A 21,348-nucleotide genomic window follows, 5' to 3' on the forward strand; every position below is an offset into this window, starting at 1 on the left:
CGGATGCGCCACGAGGCGGACAAAACGTGATGAATGTGGCAAACTTCTGCAAGATGATGCAGCGAGGCAACGAGCGCCCACTGTCGGTGGTGGTCCGGGGGTGCAACGAAGCGGCGACCCTCGGCGCCCCCGCTGTCCAGGTCCGGCAGGCGACCACATGACGCCTGGGCGCCGCCGGGACCGGGCCGTCTACACGCGTAGCCACCCTGCGCTGTTCGCACTGCTGACGCTGACCCGCCGCGCTGCCACCGTCCGCATCGGACGGACGGTACTGGTGCACGGCACCGATCCGTACCGGGATGCGCTGACCCGGCTGCCGCTGGACCGGGCCGCCGCCGGCACGACCGGCGGCATCGCCCGCGATGTCAGTGGCGGCGAGGGCGTGCTGTTCGACCAGGCGGGCGCCGACCACCGCGGGGCGCGGCGCGCGCTCGCGGACGCGCTGAGCGCGCCCGGCGTCGAGCGGCTGCGGCGACTCGGTCGGGAGGTGCTGGAGCGCCGGGCGGCCGCGCTGGCGACCGGCGGACGGGTCGACGTCGTCGACGTGGCGGTGGAGCTGTCCGGCACGGTCGCGGCCGAGCTGCTGGGCCTCGACCTCCCGCCGCGGCGGCTCGCCGGCGCTGCTCGGGCAGCGGCCGCCGCAGCGGCGCGCGCCCACCTGCCCGGGCCGCTGGCCAGCCGCAACCGGCACCGTGCTCGCGCGGCGGCCGGCGAACTGCTCGCGCTGATCGGCGACGAGCGTGCCGCGATGCTCGCGGTGGCGGCGGTCAACACGACCGTCGCGGCGCTACCCCGCGCCGTCGCCTGGTGCGCCGACGACGGGCTGTGGCCGCAGGCCGCCGACCCGGCGACGGCCGCGGCCCTCGCCGGCGAACTGCTGCGGGTACTCGCCCCGTCACCGCTGCTGCCACGGGTCGCGGCGGCCGACGGGACCCTCGCCGGCCGGCCGGTACGGGCGGGCGACCGGCTGATCCTGGTAACCCGGCACGCCGCCCGCGCCCACGACCGCGACCCGGACGCCGTCGCCGCGGTACCGGCCGCCACCGCGCAGCTCGTCTTCGGCGCGGGCCCGCACGCCTGCCCCGGGGCCCGGTTGGCCCGTGCCCAGCTGGTCGACGCCCTCGCCGCGTTCGCGCCGTACCGGCCGGTCGTGTCGCGGGCGCGGGTCGACCGCCGCAGTGCCCTGCCCGGCTGGGGCTTCCTGGAGGTGTCGGCGTGCGGCTAGCCGTGACCGGTGCCAGTGGCTTCTGCGGCGCCGCGGTCGCGCGCGCCGCCGCCGCGGCGGGCATGGAGGTGGTATGCCTGGGTCGCCGGCCCGGCCCGGGGGGCCGTCACGTGCCGTGGGACGCCGCGCGGGACACGCCGGAGCTGGCCGGCGTGGACGGCGTCGTGCACCTGGCCGCCGCCGTCGGTGACCCGCCGCCTGGTGCAGCCGTGGAGGCGGCCTTCCGGAGGGTCAATGTGGACGGTACCGCGCGGCTGATGACGGCGGCGGGCGGACGGCCCGTCGTGTACGTCAGCAGCGCGAGCGTGTACGCGCCGGGGCGGCACGAGCGGCCACTCACCGAGGAGCACCAGGTCGGCGGCCAACGCACCGCGTACGGTCGGACCAAGGCCGAAGGCGAGGCCCTCGCACTCGCCGCCGGGGCGGTGGCGCTCCGGCCGCGGGCGGTGTACGGGCCGGGTGACCCGCACCTGTTGCCCCGGCTGCGCCGAGCGGTACGCGCCGGGGTGGCGCTGCTGCCCGGCCCGGACACCACGCTCAGCCTCACCGCCGTGGAGAACCTCGCCGACGCCTGCCTGGCCGCGCTCGCCTGGCCGTCGGGCGCGTACAACATCGCAGACGCGACGGTCTACCACCGCGACGACGCCGTTCGCCGGGTACTGGCCGCGCTGGGAACGCCGGCTCGGCTGGTGCACGTACCAACGGGTTTGGGCTATGCCGCGGCGTCGGTGGCTCGCGTGGCGGGCCGGCTGCGATCGACCCCGCCGGCCCTGACCCGGTACGCGATCGACCAGCTCGCTCACGGCGTGGTCCTCGACATCGCTCGCGCGACCGCGCTCGGCTGGCGGCCCCGGCACGACCTCGACGGCTTCACCGCCTGGCTGCGCACGGTCGACCCGGTTTCCGCACCGACCGTGCCCGGCAGCGATGGCGGCTCCATGCCGTGATCTGCTCACGTGCGCGAGGCCGGCGAGAGTGCGGGGAACCGCCCGGGGGTTCCCCGCACTCCGGCTCGACAACGGGTCAGACTCTGGCCTCTTCCCCGACCCTGGCCGGTGAAGCCGGGGTCGCCTTCGGTGCCCAGCGTCCGGGCAGCCACCAGTTGGCCTTGCCGCACAGTTCCATCACCGCGGGGACGAGGACCATCCGGACGATGGTGGCGTCGATGAGCACGGCGACGGCCATGCCCAGACCTCCCTGCTTGACGGCGACGTCGGGGCCGAGCAGGGAGGTCGTGAAGACGGCGACCATGATGGCGGCCGCGGCGGTGATGACCTTGGCGGTCCGTGCCAGCCCGCGAGTGACGGCCGTCCGGGTGTCGCCGGTGCGCTCGTACTCCTCACGGACCCGCGAGATCAGAAAGACCTCGTAGTCCATGGACAGGCCGAACAGGACCGGGAACATCATCATCGGCACCCAGGTCGTGATCGGCATGGCGGTGGGGAAACCGAGGGCCGAGCCCAACCAGCCCCACTGCACGACCGCGACGAGCACGCCGTAGGCGGCGCCGATCGACAGCAGGTTCATCACGGCGGCCTGCAGCGCGATCGTGACCGACCGGACCAGCGCGATGAGCAGCACCAGGGACACCGCGATGACGACCGCGATCATCAGGGGCAGGCGCGAGCCGACCTCATCGGCCATGTCGATCGTGGCGGCGTTCGGGCCGCCGACGTAGACCGCTGCGCCGCCGGGTGCCTTGGGCAGCACGTCGTCGCGGAGCCGGTGCACCAGGTCCGCGGTCGCCGCATCCTGGTATCCGGTCTCGGGGAAGGCCATGAAGGTCGCGGCCTGCCCGTCCCTGCTGACTCGAGGCTGCGTGACGTAGGCGATGCCCGCGGTCTTCCTGACCGCTTCGACGACGGGACGCAGGTCGGCGTCCGTGGAGTCGACCTGGGTGGCGAAGATCAGCGGTGCGCCGTAGCCGGGACCGAAGCCCTCGGAGAGAATAGTGTACGAGGTGTAGCTGCTCCTGTCGTGGGGCTGGACACTGGCGTCGGGCAGGCTCAGCCGCATCGACAGCACGGGGGCGGCCAGCACCAGCAGGACCGCGCCGGCCAGCACCGCGGCGACCAGCGGCCTGCGCTGGACCACGCCGGCCCAGCGCTCGGCAAGGGTAAGGCGCCCTCGGGACGCGGCACGGACGGGCTCGTACCGGCGGGACGTGCGACGGGGCAGGCGCAGTGAGTTGATCTTGCGACCGGTGAAGCTCAGGAACGCTGGCAGCAGGGTCACCGCGGCGATCATCGTCACCAGCACGATCACCGACGTGGCGATGGCCACCCCGGTCATCAGCCGCTGTCCCATGACGACCAGGCCCAGCAGCGCGATCACGACGGTCGTGCCGGCGAACAGCACCGCGCGGCCGGCGGTGGTGACGGCCTTGACCGTGGCGCTCTCGGGCTCGTCACCGTCCTCCAGGCTGTCCTTGTAGCGGGTCACGATGAACAGCGCGTAGTCGATGCCGACACCGAGCCCGATCATCGCGGAGAGGATCACGGTGAAATCCGGCGCGGGGACCAGGTACCCCACCAGCTTCATCAGGGCGATGCCGCCGAGGATCGCCAGCAGCGCGGTCACGATCGGCAGGCCCATCGCCACCAGTGACCCGAAGGCGATGAACAGGATCACCGCCGCCGCCAGGATGCCCACGCTCTCGGCCGGCCCCTGCTTGGGTGTCTCGGCCTTTTCCGCCTGATTCCCGCCCAGCCCCAGCGTCACGCCGTCACCGGAGGCCTCCTTGACCGTGGTCACCAGGCGCTTGACCTCGGTCAGCTTCACATCCGTCGAGGTCAGCGGGATGATCGTACGGGCGATACGACGATCCTGCGTCACCAGACTCTTGTCCTGATACGGCGAGGCCACCGGCCCGGTGATGGGTGAGGCGTCCAGATCGGCGAGCACCTTCTCGATCTTTTGCCGGGCGGCGGGGTCGTCGATCCCCTTCTCCGCCTTCATCGCGAGAGTCAGCGTGTCCCCTTGCTGCTGGGGGAAGTGCTCCCGGATTAGAGCCTGCGCCTTCGCGGAATCGTAGTTTCCGCCGGAGAAGTCGTTGTCGGCGGCCGCGCCGTAGCCGAAGCCGACGAACGCCACGGCGATGACGCCGACGATCCAGGTCAGGAGGACCAGGCGGCGGCGCCGGTAACAGAACCGGGCCAGTCCCGCCAGCGCTCCATCCGTACGGGGAGTCTCGGTTGTCATCATCTTCTCCTCGAGCGGTCGTGGTCGGAGGTTGTGGTCAGGGGGCGGTCGGGGCGCGCGTGATTTGGTGGCTGGTGGGGGCGGACCGATGGGAACGCGTCACGGGTCGTCCGGGCGGTGGGTCAGTGGCCACCGTGCGGACTACTGCCCGTTGCGCCCGCGTGGGTGGTGTGCGAGCCGGCGAACGGCGTGGTGACGCCGTCATAGCGGAGCCGCAGCATCATTCCCTGATGTGCGTGGGGCAGGTTGTGGCAATGGTTCATCCAGATCCCAGGGTTCGTGGCCTTGAACGCGACCTCCCACACCTGTCCCGGTCGGACATCGAACGTGTCCACCCACAGTGGACTCCCGGAGGACCGCTTGCCGTCCCTGGACACGATCAGCACGGGATGGCCGTGCAGATGCCAGGGGTGAGTTTCCGGGCTCCGGTTCACCACGGTGAACCGGACGATGTCGCCCTCGGTGACGAGCTGATCCGGGATCGACGGGTGGCCGCGACCGTTGACCGTCTGCGCAAACGCCGGCGCACCGTCGACCATGGCCACCCCCCGGTCCAGGACGATCGTGAAGTGCCGGTCGGCTTTGCCGGCATCGAACGGCACCGCGGCCGGCTCGCCATAGCGCATAAGGTCGAGCTCCGGCCAGCCGGAGGTGTCCGCGACGGTCGGATCCTCACCGGCGGCGGCGCCTCCCGGACGCAGTCGCACGCCGCCGTCGTGATCGTTGTCGACAACGAGTGCCACCGGGGTGTCGGGCATGGCGAAGATCAGGTCGTACCGTCCGCCCGCGGGCAGGCGGAGTCCCGCATCACGGGCCTCGCCGGGTTGGTGGAGATCCCGGCCGTCGACGGCCGCCACCCGGAAGGGCGTGCCGGCCAGCGCGAACCGGTGTGGATCCGAGTCGGTGTTGATCAACCGCAACCGCACGGGCGTACCGGCTGGCGCGGTGTGTTCGGTACGCCCGTCCTGGCCGGCGATCACCACGGTGCCGTCGAATGTGTGCACCGGCAGAGTCAGATCCAGCTGCTTCGCGGGAGCGGCCCCGTCCGCCTGCTGCGTGTCGCGTGGCGTCACGACGAGGGTCCCGTACAGCCCCTTGCGCACGCCACGGTCCGAGGCCTGGTGGGTGTGGTACCAGTAGGTCCCCACCTGATCGGCACGAAAGTGGTAGACGAACTCCTCGCCGGGTGCCACCACGTGCTGTGTCACGCCCGGCGCGCCATCGTCACCGCACGGCACGTCGTAGCCGTGCCAGTGCAGGGTCACCCCGTCCTGGATGTCGGCGTTGCGTAGCGTCACCTCGATCAGATCACCCTCGGTGGCGGTGACCGCAGGACCCGGTACCTGACCGTTGTAGGTCCATGCCTCGACTTCACGTCCGGACGGGAGTCGCACGGTGGCCGTCAGCGCGGTGAGTTCGTACTGCCGCTTGCTGCCGCCGGGCGCCGGTGTGCCGGCACCCCGCAGATCGGCCACTGACACGGCTGCTCGAGAACCGGACGAACGCCGCGGGCCGCCTCCGGTGGCTACGGACTCGGCAGGCATGAACAACAGGCCGACGCCGGTACCTCCGGCACCCACCACGACTGCTCCACCCGCCAAGCTGATGAACCGGCGGCGCGAGAACCCGGATTTTCCGTGCGGTGCCGGTGTGGGCTCGATGCCGGCATCGTCGGTGGCGTCGGTGGCGTCGACCGGCGCCGCGACGACGCGCGCGGTCAGCAGCCCGCCAGCGCACACAAGCGAGACGGCGATCAGCGCGGTGCTCCCGGTCAGGGGGTACCCGGCCAGGAAAGACACCAGGAGACCGGCCAGCGCGGCGTACGCGGTGGTGAGCAGCCAGACAACACCGCTTGCCGACGTTCCCTCGCTTGGCGCCCGCCTCGCCGCGAACAGCCGCCGGCCGGCGGTCGACACGGCGACCACCCCGGCGGCTGCGAGCATCGGCAGCCCCAGCAGCACCTTCTCCTGTACAAACCACCAGCCGTGGCTGGCCAGCACCGCCACCGTGGCCACCCGGGCGAGGGTCACCAGCACCGCCGCCACCAGGAGGTGAAGCGCGAGCCGGGCGCGCCGGACGGCCGCCGTGACGCCGGCCGCGGACCATGTCGCGACACTCAACAGTGCGACGACATGGTCCAGGAGGAGCAATTGACCCGCCGTCATGAGGCCGCCTGCGCGGGCCGCGCCGCCGATCCGGAGGCCTCAGCGGTGTCGCCCGTGGATACCGCGGGCCTCGACAGCTCGCGCGCCTGCCGGACGATCCTTCCGACCACCGCCATGATGGCCAGACCGTTGACCGCGTGCAGACCGAAGACGAGCTGGCCGGCTGTCGTGCCGTCGCCGAATGCCTTGGCGAGTACCGCGATGACAACCTGGACGATGGTCAGCCCAGCGACCAGACCGGACATCCCGATGAGTCGCCCTGGCATCCGGGTCAGCGCGGCGACGACGGTCATCAGGACGGGTAAGAGGAAGATCAGGTACCCCAACGCGCGGTGCGGCCGGAAGGACTCGTCGTTGGGCGCGGTGCTGAACGCGCCGCTCGCGGCGAAGTAGAACTGCACTACGACAGCCAGCATCAGAAGTGTCGCCAGTCCGGCGAAGGCCTTACGCATGGACCCGCTCCTTCAGGTGGGTTGAAAAACGATGTGTGCCCACTCGGCCCGAGTGGCGGGCCGCCCCTCGCCCGGTGGCCGGTGCACCCAGCGGTCCCGGCGGTGGCGTTTCAGTGGCGTCTTGGCGATCGTGGAGTGAGGACACATCAGTCGTGGACGCCTCGGGTGGTGGGTTCACGAAGGTGATGATCGCGTCGACGACGCGGGCGCGTCCTCCGACCGCGGATGGCTGTATGTACGCAGATCTGCGTAGGTGACCCGGGGCTGACCACGCTCGTCGTCGTAGCCGGTCGCGCGACCGACAGGAGTTGGCACCCGCGCGGGAGCCCTATGATCTCGGTATGCAAGGCCGAGCCGTGTCGATCCGCCTGCCTGTCCTGGCGCAGGACGTGCTGCTCGCGCTCTTCATCACCGTCATGCAGGTTCAGGGCACCCTCGCCCTCGAACCCAACCACGCTGCGTCCCGCCCGCTGACCGACCTCGGATACCTTGGATACGTCCTGCTGATCGTGAACGGCGTGGTCCTTGCCGTCCGCCGCCGGTGGCCGGTGCCGGTGTTCGTCACGGCCGCTCTCGCCAGCCTGGTGTACTACAGCTTCGACTTCCCGGACGGGCCCGGCTGGCTCGGACTCTTCGTCGCCCTGTACACGTTGACCGCCTACGGCGACGGGCGCCGGTCGCTGATGCTTTCCGGCGTGGCTGTCACCGTGCTGGCCATCAGCTGGCTGGTCGCCGCCGCCGACATCGAACCGCGGGCCGCCATCGGCTGGGTCTTCTTCCGGATCGGGGCGTCGGTCATGAGCGCTGCCCTCGGGGAGTCGGTCCGGTCTCGGCGGTTCATCGCAGCCGAAGCTCAGGAGCGTGCGGAACGGGCGGAACGGACCCGGGAAGAGGAAGCGCGGGGGCGAGTCGACGCCGAGCGGCTCCGGATCGCGCGTGAGGTCCACGACACCGTCGCTCATGCCATCGCGATCATCAATGTCCAGGCCGGTGTCACCGCGCACGTGCTCGACAAGCGGCCGGAACGGGTGCGCGAGACGCTGGTAGCCATTGAGCAGACGAGTTCCCAGGCGTTGCGGGAGATGCGGGCCATCCTCGGGGTGCTTCGTGATCCCGACGACGGGCGGGTGCCGCACCCGGGCCTGGAGCAGATCGACGAACTCGCCACGAAGGCGCGCGATGCCGGACTCGACATCACAGTCGAGGCGACGTCGCCAACGACGCCACCGCCGAGCGCGGTGGGCAGTGCCGCCTATCGAATCCTGCAGGAGTCAATCACCAACGTGATCCGCCACGTCGGACCGACCCGGGTGACGGTGGCGCTGGACTACGGAATCGATGTCCTGGAGGTCCGCGTGAGCGACGAGGGTCGCCGCCACGCACCAGGTGCTGACCCGGTCGGACCGCACGTACCCGCCGAGCATCCGACGAGCAACGGCACCGGCAGCGCGGCCGAGCCGGGTCGCGGGATCGTCGGCATGCGCGAGCGCTGTCAGCTGTTGGGCGGGGACCTGGTCGCCCGCTCCCTGCCGGGCGGCGGGTTCGAAGTCAAGGCACGACTGCCCCTGGCGACGACGACCGGAACGGCCCACCGATGACCGCAGCAGCCGAGTCGCCGCCGGGAAACGCTCCGATCAAGGTGCTGCTCGCCGACGATGAGGGTCTCGTGCGATCCGGCTTCAAGGTTCTGCTCGACCTCGAAGACGACATCACGGTGGTAGGGGAAGCCACCAACGGCGCCGAGGCCGTGGAACGGGCCCGCGCCACCCGCCCCGACGTCGTGCTCATGGACATCCGCATGCCGAAGCTCGACGGGATCCAGGCCACCAGCCAGATCGCCAACACACACGGACTTCAGCACGTCCGAATTCTGATCCTCACCACCTACGACACCGACGCTTACGTCTTCGAGGCACTGCAGGCCGGCGCCAGCGGCTTCCTGCTCAAAGACGCCGGACCGGCCGAGCTCCTGCATGCCATCCGGGTCGTCGCCGCCGGAGAAGCCCTGCTCGCACCGCGGATCACCCGACGCCTCATCGCCCAGTTCACCGCGCAACGAGCAGCCACCCAGGCCGGAGAGGACCGACTGGCTGTGCTGACCCAGCGCGAGCGCGAAGTGCTGGCCCTGGTCGGACAGGGCCTGAGCAACGACGAGATCGGCACCGAGCTGTTCCTCAGCCCGGCCACCGCCCGTACCCACGTCAGCCACGCGATGGTGAAACTCGGTGCCCGCGACCGCGCGCAACTGGTCGTCATCGCCTATCAGACGGGACTTGTCAGCCCTTGATCGGGAAGCACGCACGAGACCGACCAGCCGCCGGTTCCAGCGCGTGACTGTGGCCGGGTTGACCAGCCGGTGTCCCCCTCAACCCTTGGGGGAGGAGCCTGATCGGAGCGGCGAGCACCACTCGCTCGGCCCTGTCCGCGGACTCCGGCACGATCTGCTCGTGGCCGGTGCATAGCGGGCAGGGCCGAGCCGTCGATGCGGGGGCCGCGTCAGCCGGTGATACTGGGCTTTCCGGTCTCGAGGTGGCCGATGAACCGTTGCGACCAGGATGGGTCGTGGTCGGCGGTGACAGTGACGTCGTACCAGCCGCCGCTGACGTGCACCGGGCTCACTGTCCACGCCTCCTTGCCGCGCGCGGCGACGTTCACGGTCTGGGGCGCGTCCGAGATGTAGTTGTTGTGCGTGATCGTGAACATCACGGGTGAATCCCCGTTGTTGTGCAGCCACAGCTTCAGTTTCGGCTGCTGGGTCGACGTGCCGTCGTAGTAGGTCGACTCGACGACGAGGTCCTTGCCGGCGGTGGCGAGGTCACCGATGAACCGGCGCAGGAACCGGTTGGGGCCGGTGACGGTGAGGTCGTACGCGGTGTCGCTGGCGGAGGCGCCCACTGTGCCGGTTCCGGACGCGGTCGCCTGGGGAGCGACGGTGTACTGGCCGGGGAACCCGGCGGGGTACTGCGAAAGCGTCGGGAACCCGGCCCGGTTGTTGTATACCGCGAAGTGGCTCGCCTTGGTCGCGAACGGCGCCACGTTGCTGAACGTCAGATTCGCCACGGCGCCGGACGGCCCGCTGGTGAACCCGACCAGGTTGGCGTTCGGCTGGTACGGCAGCGGGCGCGCGGGCTTGGTCCCCGCCTCCTGGGTCGGCATCGTGTTGTCGCCCGGCAGCGGGGTGTACCGAACCTCCGGGATGAGCGGTCCGGTGTCCGGAAGATCAGGCAGGCCGTAGACCGGCGCGGTGAAGTCGAAGGCGGCCGTCAGGTCGCTACAGACCTTGCGCCGCCAGGCGCTGATGTGGGGCGAGATGGCCGGCTTGCCGATCGCGGTGGTCCACTTCTCGAGAAGCTGGATGACCGAGGTGTGGTCGGAGACCTCCGAGGTCACCCAGCCGCCGCGCGTCCAGGGTGAGACGAGGACGAGCGGTACGCGAAAGCCGAGCCCGACCGGGAGGGGAGCGGTGACGCCGTACGAACCGAGGGTGCCGGAGACGAACTCGTCCGCCTCGCCCGGTGCCGGCATCGGCGGCGGGACGTGGTCGAACTGGCCGTCGTTTTCGTCGTAGTTGATGATGACCAGGGTCGAGTTGAAGACATCCGGGTCGGCGTTGAGGGCCTCGAGGACGCCGCGGAGGAAGTACGCGCCGTTGTTCGGTGCCGTGACCGGGTGCTCGGAGAAGAACTGGTTGTTCACGATCCAGCTGACCTGTGGCAGCGTGCCGCCCAGTACGTCGGCGCGGATCGCAGCGATGAGATTGTCGGCGTTGCCCGACAGCCCGGTGACCGGTTCGGGGACGTTCTTCACGCCGTTGTCGTAGTAGACGTTGCCCGGAGCCGCCGTCCCGCCCTGGGTGGGGTCGAGCTTGGCGAACGTGTTGAAGTACTCCAGGCCGTTGTCGCCGTAGTCGTCGGCGCACTGGTAGACCCGCCAGCTGACGCCCGCTGCCTGGAGTGTCTCGGCGTAGGACTCCCAGGGCAGGAACCTGCCGCGCTCGTCACCGCCGTCGTAGGCGGTGAAGCTGCCGTGCGTCTGGTTGGCGTTGATCGTCCCGCTCCACAGGTAGGTGCGGTTGGGGCCGGTCGCACTGAGCACGGAGCAGTGGTATGCGTCGCCGATCGTGTAGGCGTCGGCGAGGGCGTAGTGGAACGGCAGGTCGAGGCGGTCCAGGTAACCCAGGGTGGTTGGTCCGTGCTTGGCGGAGTACCAGCCGTTCATCAGCCCGCCGTACCAGGCGGCGTGCTGGTCGGTCCAGCCGTGGCTGGTGCCGCCGTAGTTGGCGGCGCCGACCTCGGGGCTCGGCGGCGTCGCTCCACTCCAGGTCTTGGCTCCGCTCAGTCGCCACGGGTACTGTGTCGCGGCCCCGGCCGTCGGCGTCACCGGCTGCTCCCACACGGTCTTGCCACCTGGGAGCAGGATGGTCGAGCGGTCACCGAACCCGCGTACTCCCTTGAGGGTGCCGAAGTAGTGATCGAAGCTGCGGTTCTCCTGCATGATGACGACGACGTGCTTGATGTCTCGGATGTCGCCATGCGCCTTGCCGACCGGAGCAGCCGTGTTCGGTCCGGGAACTGCGGCGGCTATCGAGCCGGGTAGCGCGGCGCCGACGGCGGCCGCACCGGTTGCGGCAGCGGCGGCGCCGAGAAAACGTCTACGGGATAGTTTGGACATCGCGTGAGACCTCCGAAACGCGGGGACGTGCCTCCACACGCTGGTCTCGCGGTCTTGCTCTCAAGCGACGAGAAGACGACACCGGAATTGCCGATTGGGCAACCCTTACCTGGCCGGGTGCGCCAGACCCGCACGACCAGGGCGACCGATGCGCCAGCTTTCCTGACGATGAGCGTGGCAGTGAACCGGTGCGTGGTCCAGGCGGTGGGCGCTGCCCGTGCGGGTGCCCAGGCCGGCGTCCGGCCGGGCGTAGCCGCACGGCTCAGCCGGCGCGTGCCCGGCGGACGCCCGTCCGCAGCGGGGCTGGCGGGCGAAAACCGGGTCAGCCTTCGGGAGTCCGTCGTGGCTGCCTACGTAGCCGCCGCCGCTCCAGTCATCGAACGCCGGCTATATGCTGTCAAATAGCAAGGCGTCTAATGGAAATGTTGGCCCGGGGAAATTAGCCGTGGTGCCGGTCCGGTAGGTGAACAGCGGCTGAGCTGCGTTGGGGCTTCCGCCCAGGGTGTGGCAGGCCCCACTGGAAGATCACTCAACCGGAGGCGCACCGTGCCGACGTTCACCTCGGCAGAGGGCAGCCGCTCGGACGCGGCACCGACATATGGGGTGATACGGGCCGGTGGAGGATCGTGGTGCTTCGCCACGCCGGTTGTGGGAGCTGGCGACCAGAGTCGTGCCCGTACCGTGGTCGACCCCGGTACCGCAGGTCGAGGAGGCGCTGCGCACCGACGCGACGCTGCCCGGAGTGGCCGTACGGGCAACGGACGGCAGCGTTCATCTCATCGGTCGGGTGGCGCTGGACCTGCGACTGACCGGCCGGCTGGGATTTGGTCGGCTGCTGCTGGCCCGCCACCACATCGGCGAGCTCGTGGGCGGAGACACCCTGCGGCTGGACGCCGACACCGACGCCGAAGTCGCCGCGCAACGCGCGCTGGACCGACCGGAAGGCAACCGCGCCGACGACGTCCTCGTCACCTGGCCCGACGGGAGGGTGGGCATCGCCCGGCTCGAACGGTTGCTCACCCACCTGGCCGGCCGGTACGCCGACCTCGCCCACCACGACCCGCTCACCGGCCTGGGCAACCGACGCGTTCTGGCGACCGACGTGCCCCGCGTACTGGCCGAGCCGGACCGGTCGGTCGCGTTGTTCCTGCTTGACCTCGACCGGTTCAAGGAGATCAACGACGCGCTCGGCCACGACGCCGGTGACGAGCTGCTGCGGCACGTCGGCGACGCGCTGCGCCGGGCCCCACTGGCAGGCGCCACGGTCGTACGGGTCAGCGGCGACGAGTTCGTCGTCGTCGCCCACGACGTCGCCCGGCTGTTCCCCGACGAGGTCGCCGAGCTGCCGGTGGTCGACCAGCTGATGTGGACCGGCCGCGCACTACGTACCCTCGTGCACGGCCCGTTCACCGTCGGTGGGGTGCGCATCGGGGTCGAGGCCAGCGTCGGGGTGGCGTGCGCGCCCGAGCACGGCCGGGACCTGTCCACCCTGCTGCGCCGTGCCGACGCGGCGATGTACGACGCGAAGCGCCACCGTGCGGGCGTGCGGGTATGGCACGACGACATCGCGATGCCGCTCGGTGAGGACCTGCAGATCCTCACCGAGCTGCGCACGGCGGTAGCCGAGGGCCAACTCCGGCTGTACTACCAGCCGCAAGTCGACGGGGCCACCGAACAGGTACGCGCCGTCGAGGCCCTGCTGCGCTGGCAGCACCCGGTACGCGGACTGCTGCCGCCGGCGGCGTTCCTGCCCCAGGCCGAGGTTTCCGACGTCGTTGTCGACCTGACCGACTGGGTCGTCAACGAGGCCGTGGCCCAGGCGGCCGCATGGCTGCACCAGGGTCGGCCGGTGCCGGTGTCGGTCAACGTCTCCGCCGCCTGTCTGGCCGACGACCGGCTGGTCGACGTCATCACCGCGGCGTTGACCCGCCACGGTCTGCCCGCCGCGCTGCTGACCGTCGAGGTCACCGAGAGCCTCGTGATGACCGAACCGGTCGAGACCGCCCGCCGGCTGTCGGCGATCCGCGAGCTCGGGGTACGCATCTCCGTCGACGACTTCGGCGCCGGCTACACCTCCCTGGCCCTGCTCGCCGAGCTGCCCATCGACGAGCTGAAAGTCGACCGTGGATTCATCACCCGCATGGACGCCTCGCCGGCCCACGTGGCGATCGTCGCTGCCGTGGCCGCGATGGCCGGCAGCCTCAACCTCACCCTTGTCGGCGAGGGCATTGAAGACCTCGCCACCGCGCACACGCTTCGTGACATGGGCTTCCACCTGCTGCAGGGCTACTACTTCGGCAAGCCGCAGCCACCCGAGAGCCTGTCGCTGCCGATCGCGTACGCCGACGCGCCGATCCGTGGCCCACGGTAACCGGCAGCCGGACGAAGCGCTGGCCATCCACCTGCGAAGCGGCGCCGGCAGGCTGACGGCCGGCCCGGTCCGGTCGCTGGGCTGCGTCCCCGCGCCTATGCTGACCGGTGGTGAAGGGACTGCTGGGCGCGATGACCACCGCGGCGGGACTTTTCGCCGGCACCAACATCGACGATTTTGTCGTCGTGACCGTGCTGTTTCTGGCTTCGAAGGCCAACGGGCAGCCCCGGCCATGGCAGATCTGGGTCGGCCAGTATGCCGGCATCGCGCTGGTGGTGGTTGTATCGGCCGTCGCCGCGCTGGGGCTGGGCCTCGTGCCTGACCGGTGGGTTGGCCTGCTGGGTGTGATCCCGTTCGGACTGGGCGTGCGGGGCCTGGCCATGGCGGTCCGGGGTCGAAACGGCCACGGGCAACCGTCACCGGCCGCCGCTGGCGGCCTCGGCTCGGTCACCGGGATAACCCTCGCCACCAGCGCTGACAACCTGTCGGTGTACACGCCCATGTTCCACGCCATGAATCGCGGGGCAGGCGTCGTCGCGGTCGGGGCCTTCGCCGTGTTGGTGGCGATGTGGTGCGCGGCCGGACGGTGGTTGGGTTCCTACCCGCCGGCCGTAGCGCTCGCCGGACGCTCTGCCCGTTGGTTGGTGCCCGGCGTGTACCTCACGATCGGCACGCTGCTCGTCGCCCGCGCCGCAGCGGCGACGTACCCGCAGTGATCGGAGTCGGGCCCGTGCCGGCGCAGCATGTCGGCCAACCGTTCGTCCAGTGTCATACGCCGGCCACCGGGGCCGACGGTCTGGCTGGCGTAGGTGAGTGCGTCGGCCAGTGGGTGGGTGCGGTGAGCCGGTAGCCGCCGCGCGGATCCCAGCCGGCCCGCCAGCCGGCCGCGAGCGCCTCCTGCAGCACCCCGCCGACCGCGTGCTGCCAGGCGCTGGCCGCGGCCGGGTCGTCCCGGCGCAGCGCGGCGATGTCGGCCGGCACCGCGACCAGCGCGGCGCGAGCGGCCGCCCAGGCCGGGTCGAGCACCGGCAGGCCGTCGTCGGCGGCGACCGCCCACAGCGGCTCGGCCTGGATGCCGGCGTGGCCGTCATACCCGGTGGGCTCCTCCGCGAGACGCCAGGCGACGAGCAGCCGGTCGTAGGGCAGCGGCGTGGGGCTGTCGGCGTCGCGGAGGCCCTCGTAACCGGGCAGGAACGCCTCCACGGTCGCGCCGAGCCGGCGGAGGTTGAGGTTGGCGTTGACCGCCGCCATCGCGTCGAACGTCCAGCGGATCTCGGTGACGCCCCGCTCGAGCGCCCAGGCGCGCTGGGCGAACTTCAGCGCCACCGACACGCCGCGACCGCGGGCGGTGGGCAGTACCGCCATCGGGCCGGACTGCACCAGCGGTCGGCCGTCGGCGGTCCACCCCGGCAACGCGAGCACCGCGCCGACGGGAGCATCGCCGTCCCACGCCAGCAGCACCGGCGCGCCGGCGGCGAGCAGGTTGCGCAGCAGGCTCGGCGGGTAGAAGTGGTGCCCTGCGCCCGGGGCGAAGACCGCGTCGAGGACGCTGACGGCCGCGGCGACGTCGACGTGCGTGTCGACCGGGCGGATGTCGACGCGGGCTCGGGCGGCGGCCGCCGCGGCCGGGTCGGCCGGCTCCGTCGCGGGCGGCGGGTTGGTGAGGGCGGTGGCCGGGTCGGCCAGCGGGTCGGGAGCGAACACCTGCCGGGTCGCGGCCTCGACCAGTTCGGTGATGGCGTAGACGGCCTCCGCCGGGTCGGCGGTGAGCACCTGCGGGCCCTCGGCGGGCAGCAGTTCGGCGATGACCTCGCCGAGGACGGCCTCGGGCACGTCGGCCGACAGGACGTCCGCGACGACCTCGGCGAGAGGGCCGGCAACGGGTTCGGTGACGGGCTCGGACACGGCGGCCTGCCTTCAGCGTGCGACGCGACGGTGCGGCGACCCCGGCTCTGCGGAAGCCGGGCGTCGGACGGCCATTGTCCCGACACCGGAGGTCGACGCGGTGGAGCGACTGGTGACGTGTCGGTGAATTCGTCGCAACCGGCGTGCGCCGGGCGGCGGCCGTCAACCGCGCTGCCGGCCGTCGGTCTCCTGCCTTGCCGGCCTCTGGGGCGATGCCCAGGAACACGTGCAGCCGGCCAGGTGACGCCGATGGCGGCCGGATGGTGACCGGCGAGATGCTCCGGTCACCAATGGTGGAGACGTCCTCGTCGACCCCTACACCGCGCGCCGTTACGACGGACCCGCCCGCCCGGATGTCCGCCGCTGCGGGATGACAAGACGGCGCCGCTGCGGATGCCGTTGATCAGTGTCAGATCCGCGAACGCAGCAGCTGCTTGCCCTGCTCAGCACCCTTACGGCTCTCCGCCTGAGCTCGCCGGAAGAAGTCGGCCAACTCCCTGTCGCCGTCGCGTTCGGCGTCCTGAATGTAGTTCTCCAGCCGAAGGGCGTTGCTCAGGCACGCTTCGGTGAACCAGATGATGTCGTAGTCCTTGTCCTTGGTTCCCGTCACCTGTCCGGTCTCGCGAGTGCTGGTCATCGCTTCCTCCTGGAGGCTGCGTTCCTGACGCAGCTCCGCTACCCGCTTTCCTGCCGGGTATGTCGGACCCCGTGCGCTTCTGGGCGGGTGGGCGTGCGCCGCCCGCCGGCTTCACATGGTCACCCTTAGTCGTTGGCCCAAGCTAGCTGCTTGTCGTGTTCCTCGATCGGCCGCGCGAACCGGGTGACCGTGATGAGTGCCAACTGGGCGAACGGCCCGACGACCCCGGCGTCACGGTGTCCCGTACCGGATGCGCAGGACTGGCCGGCCGCCGCAGGCCAGCTTGCCGTGGCGGGACATCGGAGCGACACGCTGAGGTTCTGTTGCTGGCGGTACGAAGTGCTCGCGCGTCACGGCGCCGCATCCTTGATCTCGACGAGGACGGCGCCGGTGAGGACGGTGTCGCCGACGGCGGCGGCGATGCCGGTGACGGTGCCGGCCTTGTGGGCGTTGATGGGCTGCTCCATCTTCATGGCCTCCAGGACCGCGACGAGCTCGCCGGCTTCGACGGTCTGACCTTCCTCGACTGCGATCTTGACGATGGTGCCCTGCATGGGCGCGGTGAGGGCGTCGCCGGACACGGCTGCGCTCAGCTTGCCGCTGGCGGAGCGCCTGGGTGCCTTCTTCTGCGTGGCGCCGCCGCCGAGGGCCAGACCACCCGGCAGTACGACCTCGATCCGTTTGCCGTCGACCTCGACGACGACGGTCTGCCGCTCGCCGTCGTTGACCTGCGCTTCGGCCACCGTGCCGGCGTACGGCTCGACGGTGTTGTCCCACTCGGTCTCGATCCATCGAGTGTGGACGGAGAACGCCTGGTTGGGGTCGGCTGGGGCGAACGCCTCGTCGTTGACCACCGCGCGGTGGAACGGGATCACCGTGGGCATGCCGTCGACGATGAATTCGGCCAATGCGCGACGGGAACGCTCCAGGGCCTCGGCGCGGTTCCGGCCGGTGACGATCAGCTTGGCCAGCATCGAGTCGAAGGCGCCGCCGATGGTGTCGCCGGCCTCGACGCCGGAGTCGAGTCGCACGCCCGGGCCGGTCGGCGGACGAAACTGCGTGATGACGCCGGGTGCGGGCAGGAAGCCCCGGCCGGCGTCCTCGCCGTTGATCCGGAACTCGATCGAGTGTCGCATCGGGGCGGGGTCGTCGTAGCCGAGGGGCTCGCCGGCCGCGATGCGGAACTGTTCGCGTACGAGGTCGATGCCGGTCACCTCTTCGGTGACCGGGTGCTCGACCTGAAGGCGGGTGTTGACTTCGAGGAAGGAGATCGTGCCGTCCTGTCCGATGAGGAACTCGCAGGTGCCGGCCCCGTGGTAGCCCGCTTCCTTGAGGATGGCCTTGGACGCGCGGACCAGCTCGGCGTGCTGTTCGTCGGTCAGGAACGGGGCGGGGGCTTCCTCGACCAGCTTCTGGTGTCGGCGCTGCAGCGAGCAGTCGCGGGTGGAGACGACCACGACGTTGCCGTGGGTGTCGGCGAGGCACTGCGTCTCGACGTGGCGGGGCTTGTCCAGGTAGCGCTCGACGAAGCACTCACCGCGCCCGAACGCCGCCACGGCCTCGCGGGTGGCGGATTCGAACAGTTCGGGGATCTCCTCCAGGGTGCGCGCGACCTTCAGCCCGCGTCCGCCCCCGCCGTAGGCGGCCTTGATGGCGACGGGCAGGCCGTGCTCCGTGGCGAAGGCGACGACCTCGCTGGCGTCGGCGACCGGGTCGGGCGTGCCGGGTACGAGGGGAGCGTTGGCGCGGGCCGCGATGTGCCGCGCCTTGACCTTGTCGCCCAGCGCGTCGATGGCCTCGGGGGAGGGACCGATCCAGGTGAGCCCGGCGTCGATGACCGCCTGGGCGAACGATGCGTTCTCGGCGAGGAATCCGTAGCCGGGGTGGACCGCGTCCGCGCCGGACTTGCGGGCGACGTCGAGCAGCTTCTGCTGTACCAGATAGGACTCGGCGGGTGTCGCTCCGCCGATGGCGTAGGCCTCGTCGGCGACCTTGACGTGCAACGCGTCGCGGTCGGGGTCCGCATAGACCGCGACGGACCCGATACCGCTGTCCTTGCACGCACGGGCGATGCGAACCGCGATCTCGCCACGGTTGGCGATCAGCACTTTCTTCAGCATGGTGGCTCCATGGCGTAGTCAGAGTCGAAGCCGAGCGGCTCGACGGGTTCGACGATTGCGGTAGCGCTGACCTCGAAACGCCGCAGCACGACAGGCATGCGCGCAGCCGTTCCCGCGGTCAGCAGGGCAGGGCCGAATTTCGCCAGGCACCGGGACCGGGCCCCGACGGTCGGCGCGCCAGGCGGGCACGTTCGCTCCACAGCGAGGCGCGGCGGGCAGCAGGATCCTTCACCTTCGCCGACTCCGCGGCGCGCACGAGCACGACCATCACCGCGGCGAGTTGCTCGGGGGTGGCGTCACCGCGTACGAGGGCGACCGGCCGCGCCGTTGCGGCCGGTCGCCGGTCATCGGCGCCGCTCACAGCGGGATGTTCCCGTGCTTCTTGGGCGGCAGCGTTTCACGTTTGGTTCGCAGCATCCGCAGCGCCTTGATGACGGCGGAGCGGGTGTACGACGGTGGGATGACCGCGTCGACATATCCCCGCTCGGCGGCGACGTAAGGGTTGGCGAGGGTGTCCTCGTACTCGGTGATGAACCGCTGGCGGGCCTCGGCCAGGTCGTCGCCCCGCTCGGCTGCCGCCTTGAGCTCCTTGCGGTAGAGAATGTTGACCGCACCCTGGCCGCCCATGACCGCGATCTGGGCGGTGGGCCAGGCGAGGTTGATGTCCGCGCCGAGGTGCTTGGAGCCCATGACGTCGTACGCGCCGCCGTAGGCCTTGCGGGTGATGACCGTGACCTTCGGGACGGTGGCCTCGGCGTACGCGTAGATGAGCTTGGCACCGCGGCGGATGATGCCGTTCCACTCCTGGCCGGTGCCGGGCAGGAAACCCGGCACGTCCACGAACGTCAGCACCGGGAGGTTGAACGCGTCGCAGGTGCGCACGAAGCGCGCGGCCTTCTCGGAGGCGTCGATGTCGAGGGTGCCGGCGAACTGCATGGGCTGGTTGGCCACCACCCCGACCGAGCGGCCCTCGACCCGGCCGAAGCCGCAGATGATGTTCGGGGCGAACAGCGGCTGGACCTCGCAGAACTCGCCGTCGTCGAGGACGTGCCCGATGACGGTGTGCATGTCGTAGGGCTGGTTGGCCGAGTCGGGGATGACCGTGTCGAGAAAAGTGTCGGCGTCCACGACGTTGACGTCGACGTCCACGTCGAACGCGGGAGGGTCCTCCAGGTTGTTCGACGGCAGGTAGGACAGCAGCGTCTTGACGTACTCGATGGCGTCGTCCTCGTCGTGGCCCATGTAGTGCGCGACGCCCGACTTGGTGTTGTGCGCACGGGCGCCGCCGAGGTCCTCGAAGGCCACATCCTCACCGGTGACCGTCTTGATGACGTCCGGCCCGGTGATGAACATGTGCGAGGTCCGGTCCACCATGACCGTGAAGTCGGTGATCGCGGGGGAGTAGACCGCACCACCGGCGCACGGCCCCATGATCAGTGAGATCTGGGGGATCACGCCCGAGGCGTGGACGTTGCGTTTGAAGATCTCGCCGTAAAGGCCCAGGGACACCACGCCTTCCTGGATGCGAGCGCCACCGGAGTCGTTGATCCCGATGACCGGGCAGCCCGTCTTCATCGCCAGATCCATGACCTTGACGATCTTCTCGCCGAAGACCTCGCCCAGCGAGCCGCCGAAGACGGTGAAGTCCTGCGCGAACACGCACACCGGCCGGCCGTCGACCGTGCCGTACCCGGTCACCACGCCGTCGCCGTACGGGCGGTTCTGCTCCTGCCCGAAGTTGGTGCTGCGGTGCCTGGCGAACTCGTCGAGCTCCACGAACGATCCCTCGTCCAGCAGCATCTCGATGCGCTCGCGGGCGGTCTTCTTCCCGCGCGCGTGCTGCTTCTCGATCGCCCGGGCGGACCCGGCGTGTACCGCCTCGTCGATGCGCCGGCCGAGGTCGGCCAGCTTGCCGGCGGTGGTGTGGATGTCGAACCCAGCCTCCGTTACCGAGACCGTTTCCGCGCTCATCGCGCGTGCCCGGTGGAGTCGAGCCGGGTGACCAGCTTCCAGGTAGCCGGAAGCAGGCTCGAGGCCAGCAGCGCCTTGAGGGCGTCACCGAGAAGGAAGGGCGCGACGCCGACGGCGACCGCCTTGACCAGCCCCATGCCGGTCACGATGGCCAGCCAACTGACGCCGCACGCGTAGATCGTCGCTGACGCCAGCGTCATGACGGCCAGCTCGCGCAGCACCGTCCGGTCGGTGCCGCGACGCGAGCCGGCGCCCACGACGAGCGCGGCGAGCAGAAAGCCGACGAGGTAGCCGCCGGTGGCGCCGAACAGGACCTGCACACCGTGAGCACCCTGCGTGAACACGGGCAGTCCGGCGGCGCCGAGCGCCAGGTAGAGCACCTGGCTGGCCAGGCCGCGCGCCGGGCCTAGGGCGGCGGCGGTCAGCAGCACAGCGAACGTCTGCCCGGTCACCGGCACCGGCGAGCCCGGTATCGGAACGACGACTTGAGCGGCGAGAGCGGTCAACGCCGTACCCAACAGGACCGAGACACCGGCCCGTGTCAGCACCCTCGGCAGGGCGGCTTCGGCGAGTACAGGCAACCGGGTAGGAAGGCTGAGCGCGGTCGTCATCGGTTCGTCCTTGTCTGTG

16 protein-coding genes are annotated in these 21,348 nt (G+C 70.7%); 6 read left to right on the forward strand and 10 right to left on the reverse strand.

Features of this window, described 5'->3' with window-relative positions; translation table 11 throughout:
* Positions 1–157 precede the first annotated feature (157 nt).
* Complete coding sequence (locus HC031_RS17260) at positions 158–1,225, forward strand: cytochrome P450 family protein (protein ID WP_167926347.1); 1,068 nt, start codon at positions 158–160, stop codon at positions 1,223–1,225.
* A complete protein-coding gene (locus HC031_RS17265; RefSeq protein WP_167926348.1) occupies positions 1,216–2,172 on the forward strand; it encodes an NAD-dependent epimerase/dehydratase family protein in 957 nt (318 codons plus the stop codon). Before HC031_RS17260 ends, HC031_RS17265 begins: the two co-directional genes overlap by 10 nt.
* A 76-nt stretch (positions 2,173–2,248) precedes the next feature.
* Here HC031_RS17265 and HC031_RS17270 read toward each other — a convergent pair whose 3' ends face one another.
* From HC031_RS17270 to HC031_RS17280, 3 genes are all read right to left on the reverse strand, one after another.
* A complete protein-coding gene (locus tag HC031_RS17270; protein WP_205862848.1) occupies positions 2,249–4,426 on the reverse strand; it encodes an MMPL family transporter in 2,178 nt (725 codons plus the stop codon).
* A 122-nt stretch (positions 4,427–4,548) separates the two neighbouring features.
* The gene (locus HC031_RS17275) at positions 4,549–6,546 is read right to left on the reverse strand and encodes a multicopper oxidase family protein (protein WP_240942611.1); all 1,998 of its coding nucleotides are present in this window, start codon (positions 6,544–6,546) and stop codon (positions 4,549–4,551) included.
* A 41-nt stretch (positions 6,547–6,587) separates the two neighbouring features.
* Positions 6,588–7,043, reverse strand: a complete 456-nt coding sequence (locus HC031_RS17280; RefSeq protein WP_167926351.1) for a DUF6220 domain-containing protein — start codon at positions 7,041–7,043, stop codon at positions 6,588–6,590.
* A gap of 341 nt (positions 7,044–7,384) precedes the next feature.
* Here HC031_RS17280 and HC031_RS17285 point away from each other — a divergent pair, with 341 nt between their 5' ends.
* On the forward strand, positions 7,385–8,641 hold the full coding sequence (locus tag HC031_RS17285) for a sensor histidine kinase (RefSeq protein WP_167926352.1): 1,257 nt from the start codon (positions 7,385–7,387) through the stop codon (positions 8,639–8,641).
* Positions 8,638–9,330: a response regulator transcription factor gene (locus HC031_RS17290; protein ID WP_167926353.1), complete on the forward strand. Its 693-nt coding sequence runs from the start codon at positions 8,638–8,640 to the stop codon at positions 9,328–9,330. Before HC031_RS17285 ends, HC031_RS17290 begins: the two co-directional genes overlap by 4 nt.
* A 209-nt stretch (positions 9,331–9,539) precedes the next feature.
* On the opposite strand, the gene HC031_RS17295 is transcribed toward HC031_RS17290, so the two are convergent.
* Positions 9,540–11,714 carry a phosphocholine-specific phospholipase C gene (locus HC031_RS17295; RefSeq protein WP_167926354.1) on the reverse strand — a complete coding sequence of 725 codons (2,175 nt, stop codon included), beginning with the start codon at positions 11,712–11,714 and terminating at the stop codon, positions 9,540–9,542.
* A 616-nt stretch (positions 11,715–12,330) separates the two neighbouring features.
* Here HC031_RS17295 and HC031_RS17300 point away from each other — a divergent pair.
* A complete protein-coding gene (locus tag HC031_RS17300) occupies positions 12,331–14,085 on the forward strand; it encodes a putative bifunctional diguanylate cyclase/phosphodiesterase (RefSeq protein WP_338090704.1) in 1,755 nt (584 codons plus the stop codon).
* A gap of 110 nt (positions 14,086–14,195) precedes the next feature.
* Positions 14,196–14,801 (forward strand): cadmium resistance transporter, encoded by a 606-nt coding sequence (locus tag HC031_RS17305; RefSeq protein ID WP_338090705.1) that lies wholly within the window; start codon positions 14,196–14,198, stop codon positions 14,799–14,801.
* A gap of 52 nt (positions 14,802–14,853) precedes the next feature.
* Here HC031_RS17305 and HC031_RS17310 read toward each other — a convergent pair whose 3' ends face one another.
* The 6 genes from HC031_RS17310 to HC031_RS17335 all read right to left on the reverse strand — a co-directional run bounded on the left by HC031_RS17310 (position 14,854) and on the right by HC031_RS17335 (position 21,329).
* Complete coding sequence (locus HC031_RS17310; protein WP_167926355.1) at positions 14,854–15,990, reverse strand: hypothetical protein; 1,137 nt, start codon at positions 15,988–15,990, stop codon at positions 14,854–14,856.
* Positions 15,991–16,399: 409 nt separating this feature from the next.
* A complete protein-coding gene (locus HC031_RS17315; protein WP_167926356.1) occupies positions 16,400–16,627 on the reverse strand; it encodes a hypothetical protein in 228 nt (75 codons plus the stop codon).
* Between the two features lie 350 nt (positions 16,628–16,977).
* A complete protein-coding gene (locus HC031_RS17320; RefSeq protein ID WP_205862857.1) occupies positions 16,978–18,744 on the reverse strand; it encodes an ATP-binding protein in 1,767 nt (588 codons plus the stop codon).
* A 121-nt stretch (positions 18,745–18,865) separates the two neighbouring features.
* Positions 18,866–19,108, reverse strand: coding sequence for an acyl-CoA carboxylase epsilon subunit (locus tag HC031_RS33185; protein WP_167926358.1), 243 nt, complete (start codon positions 19,106–19,108; stop codon positions 18,866–18,868).
* A complete protein-coding gene (locus HC031_RS17330) occupies positions 19,105–20,718 on the reverse strand; it encodes an acyl-CoA carboxylase subunit beta (RefSeq protein WP_167926359.1) in 1,614 nt (537 codons plus the stop codon). Before HC031_RS17330 ends, HC031_RS33185 begins: the two co-directional genes overlap by 4 nt.
* Positions 20,715–21,329 carry a biotin transporter BioY gene (locus HC031_RS17335; protein WP_167926360.1) on the reverse strand — a complete coding sequence of 205 codons (615 nt, stop codon included), beginning with the start codon at positions 21,327–21,329 and terminating at the stop codon, positions 20,715–20,717. The genes HC031_RS17330 and HC031_RS17335 overlap by 4 nt, the downstream gene beginning before the upstream one ends.
* Between the last annotated feature and the right edge of the window lie 19 nt (positions 21,330–21,348).

The organism is Planosporangium thailandense (assembly GCF_011947195.1).
GTDB classification, from domain to species: domain Bacteria; phylum Actinomycetota; class Actinomycetes; order Mycobacteriales; family Micromonosporaceae; genus Planosporangium; species Planosporangium thailandense.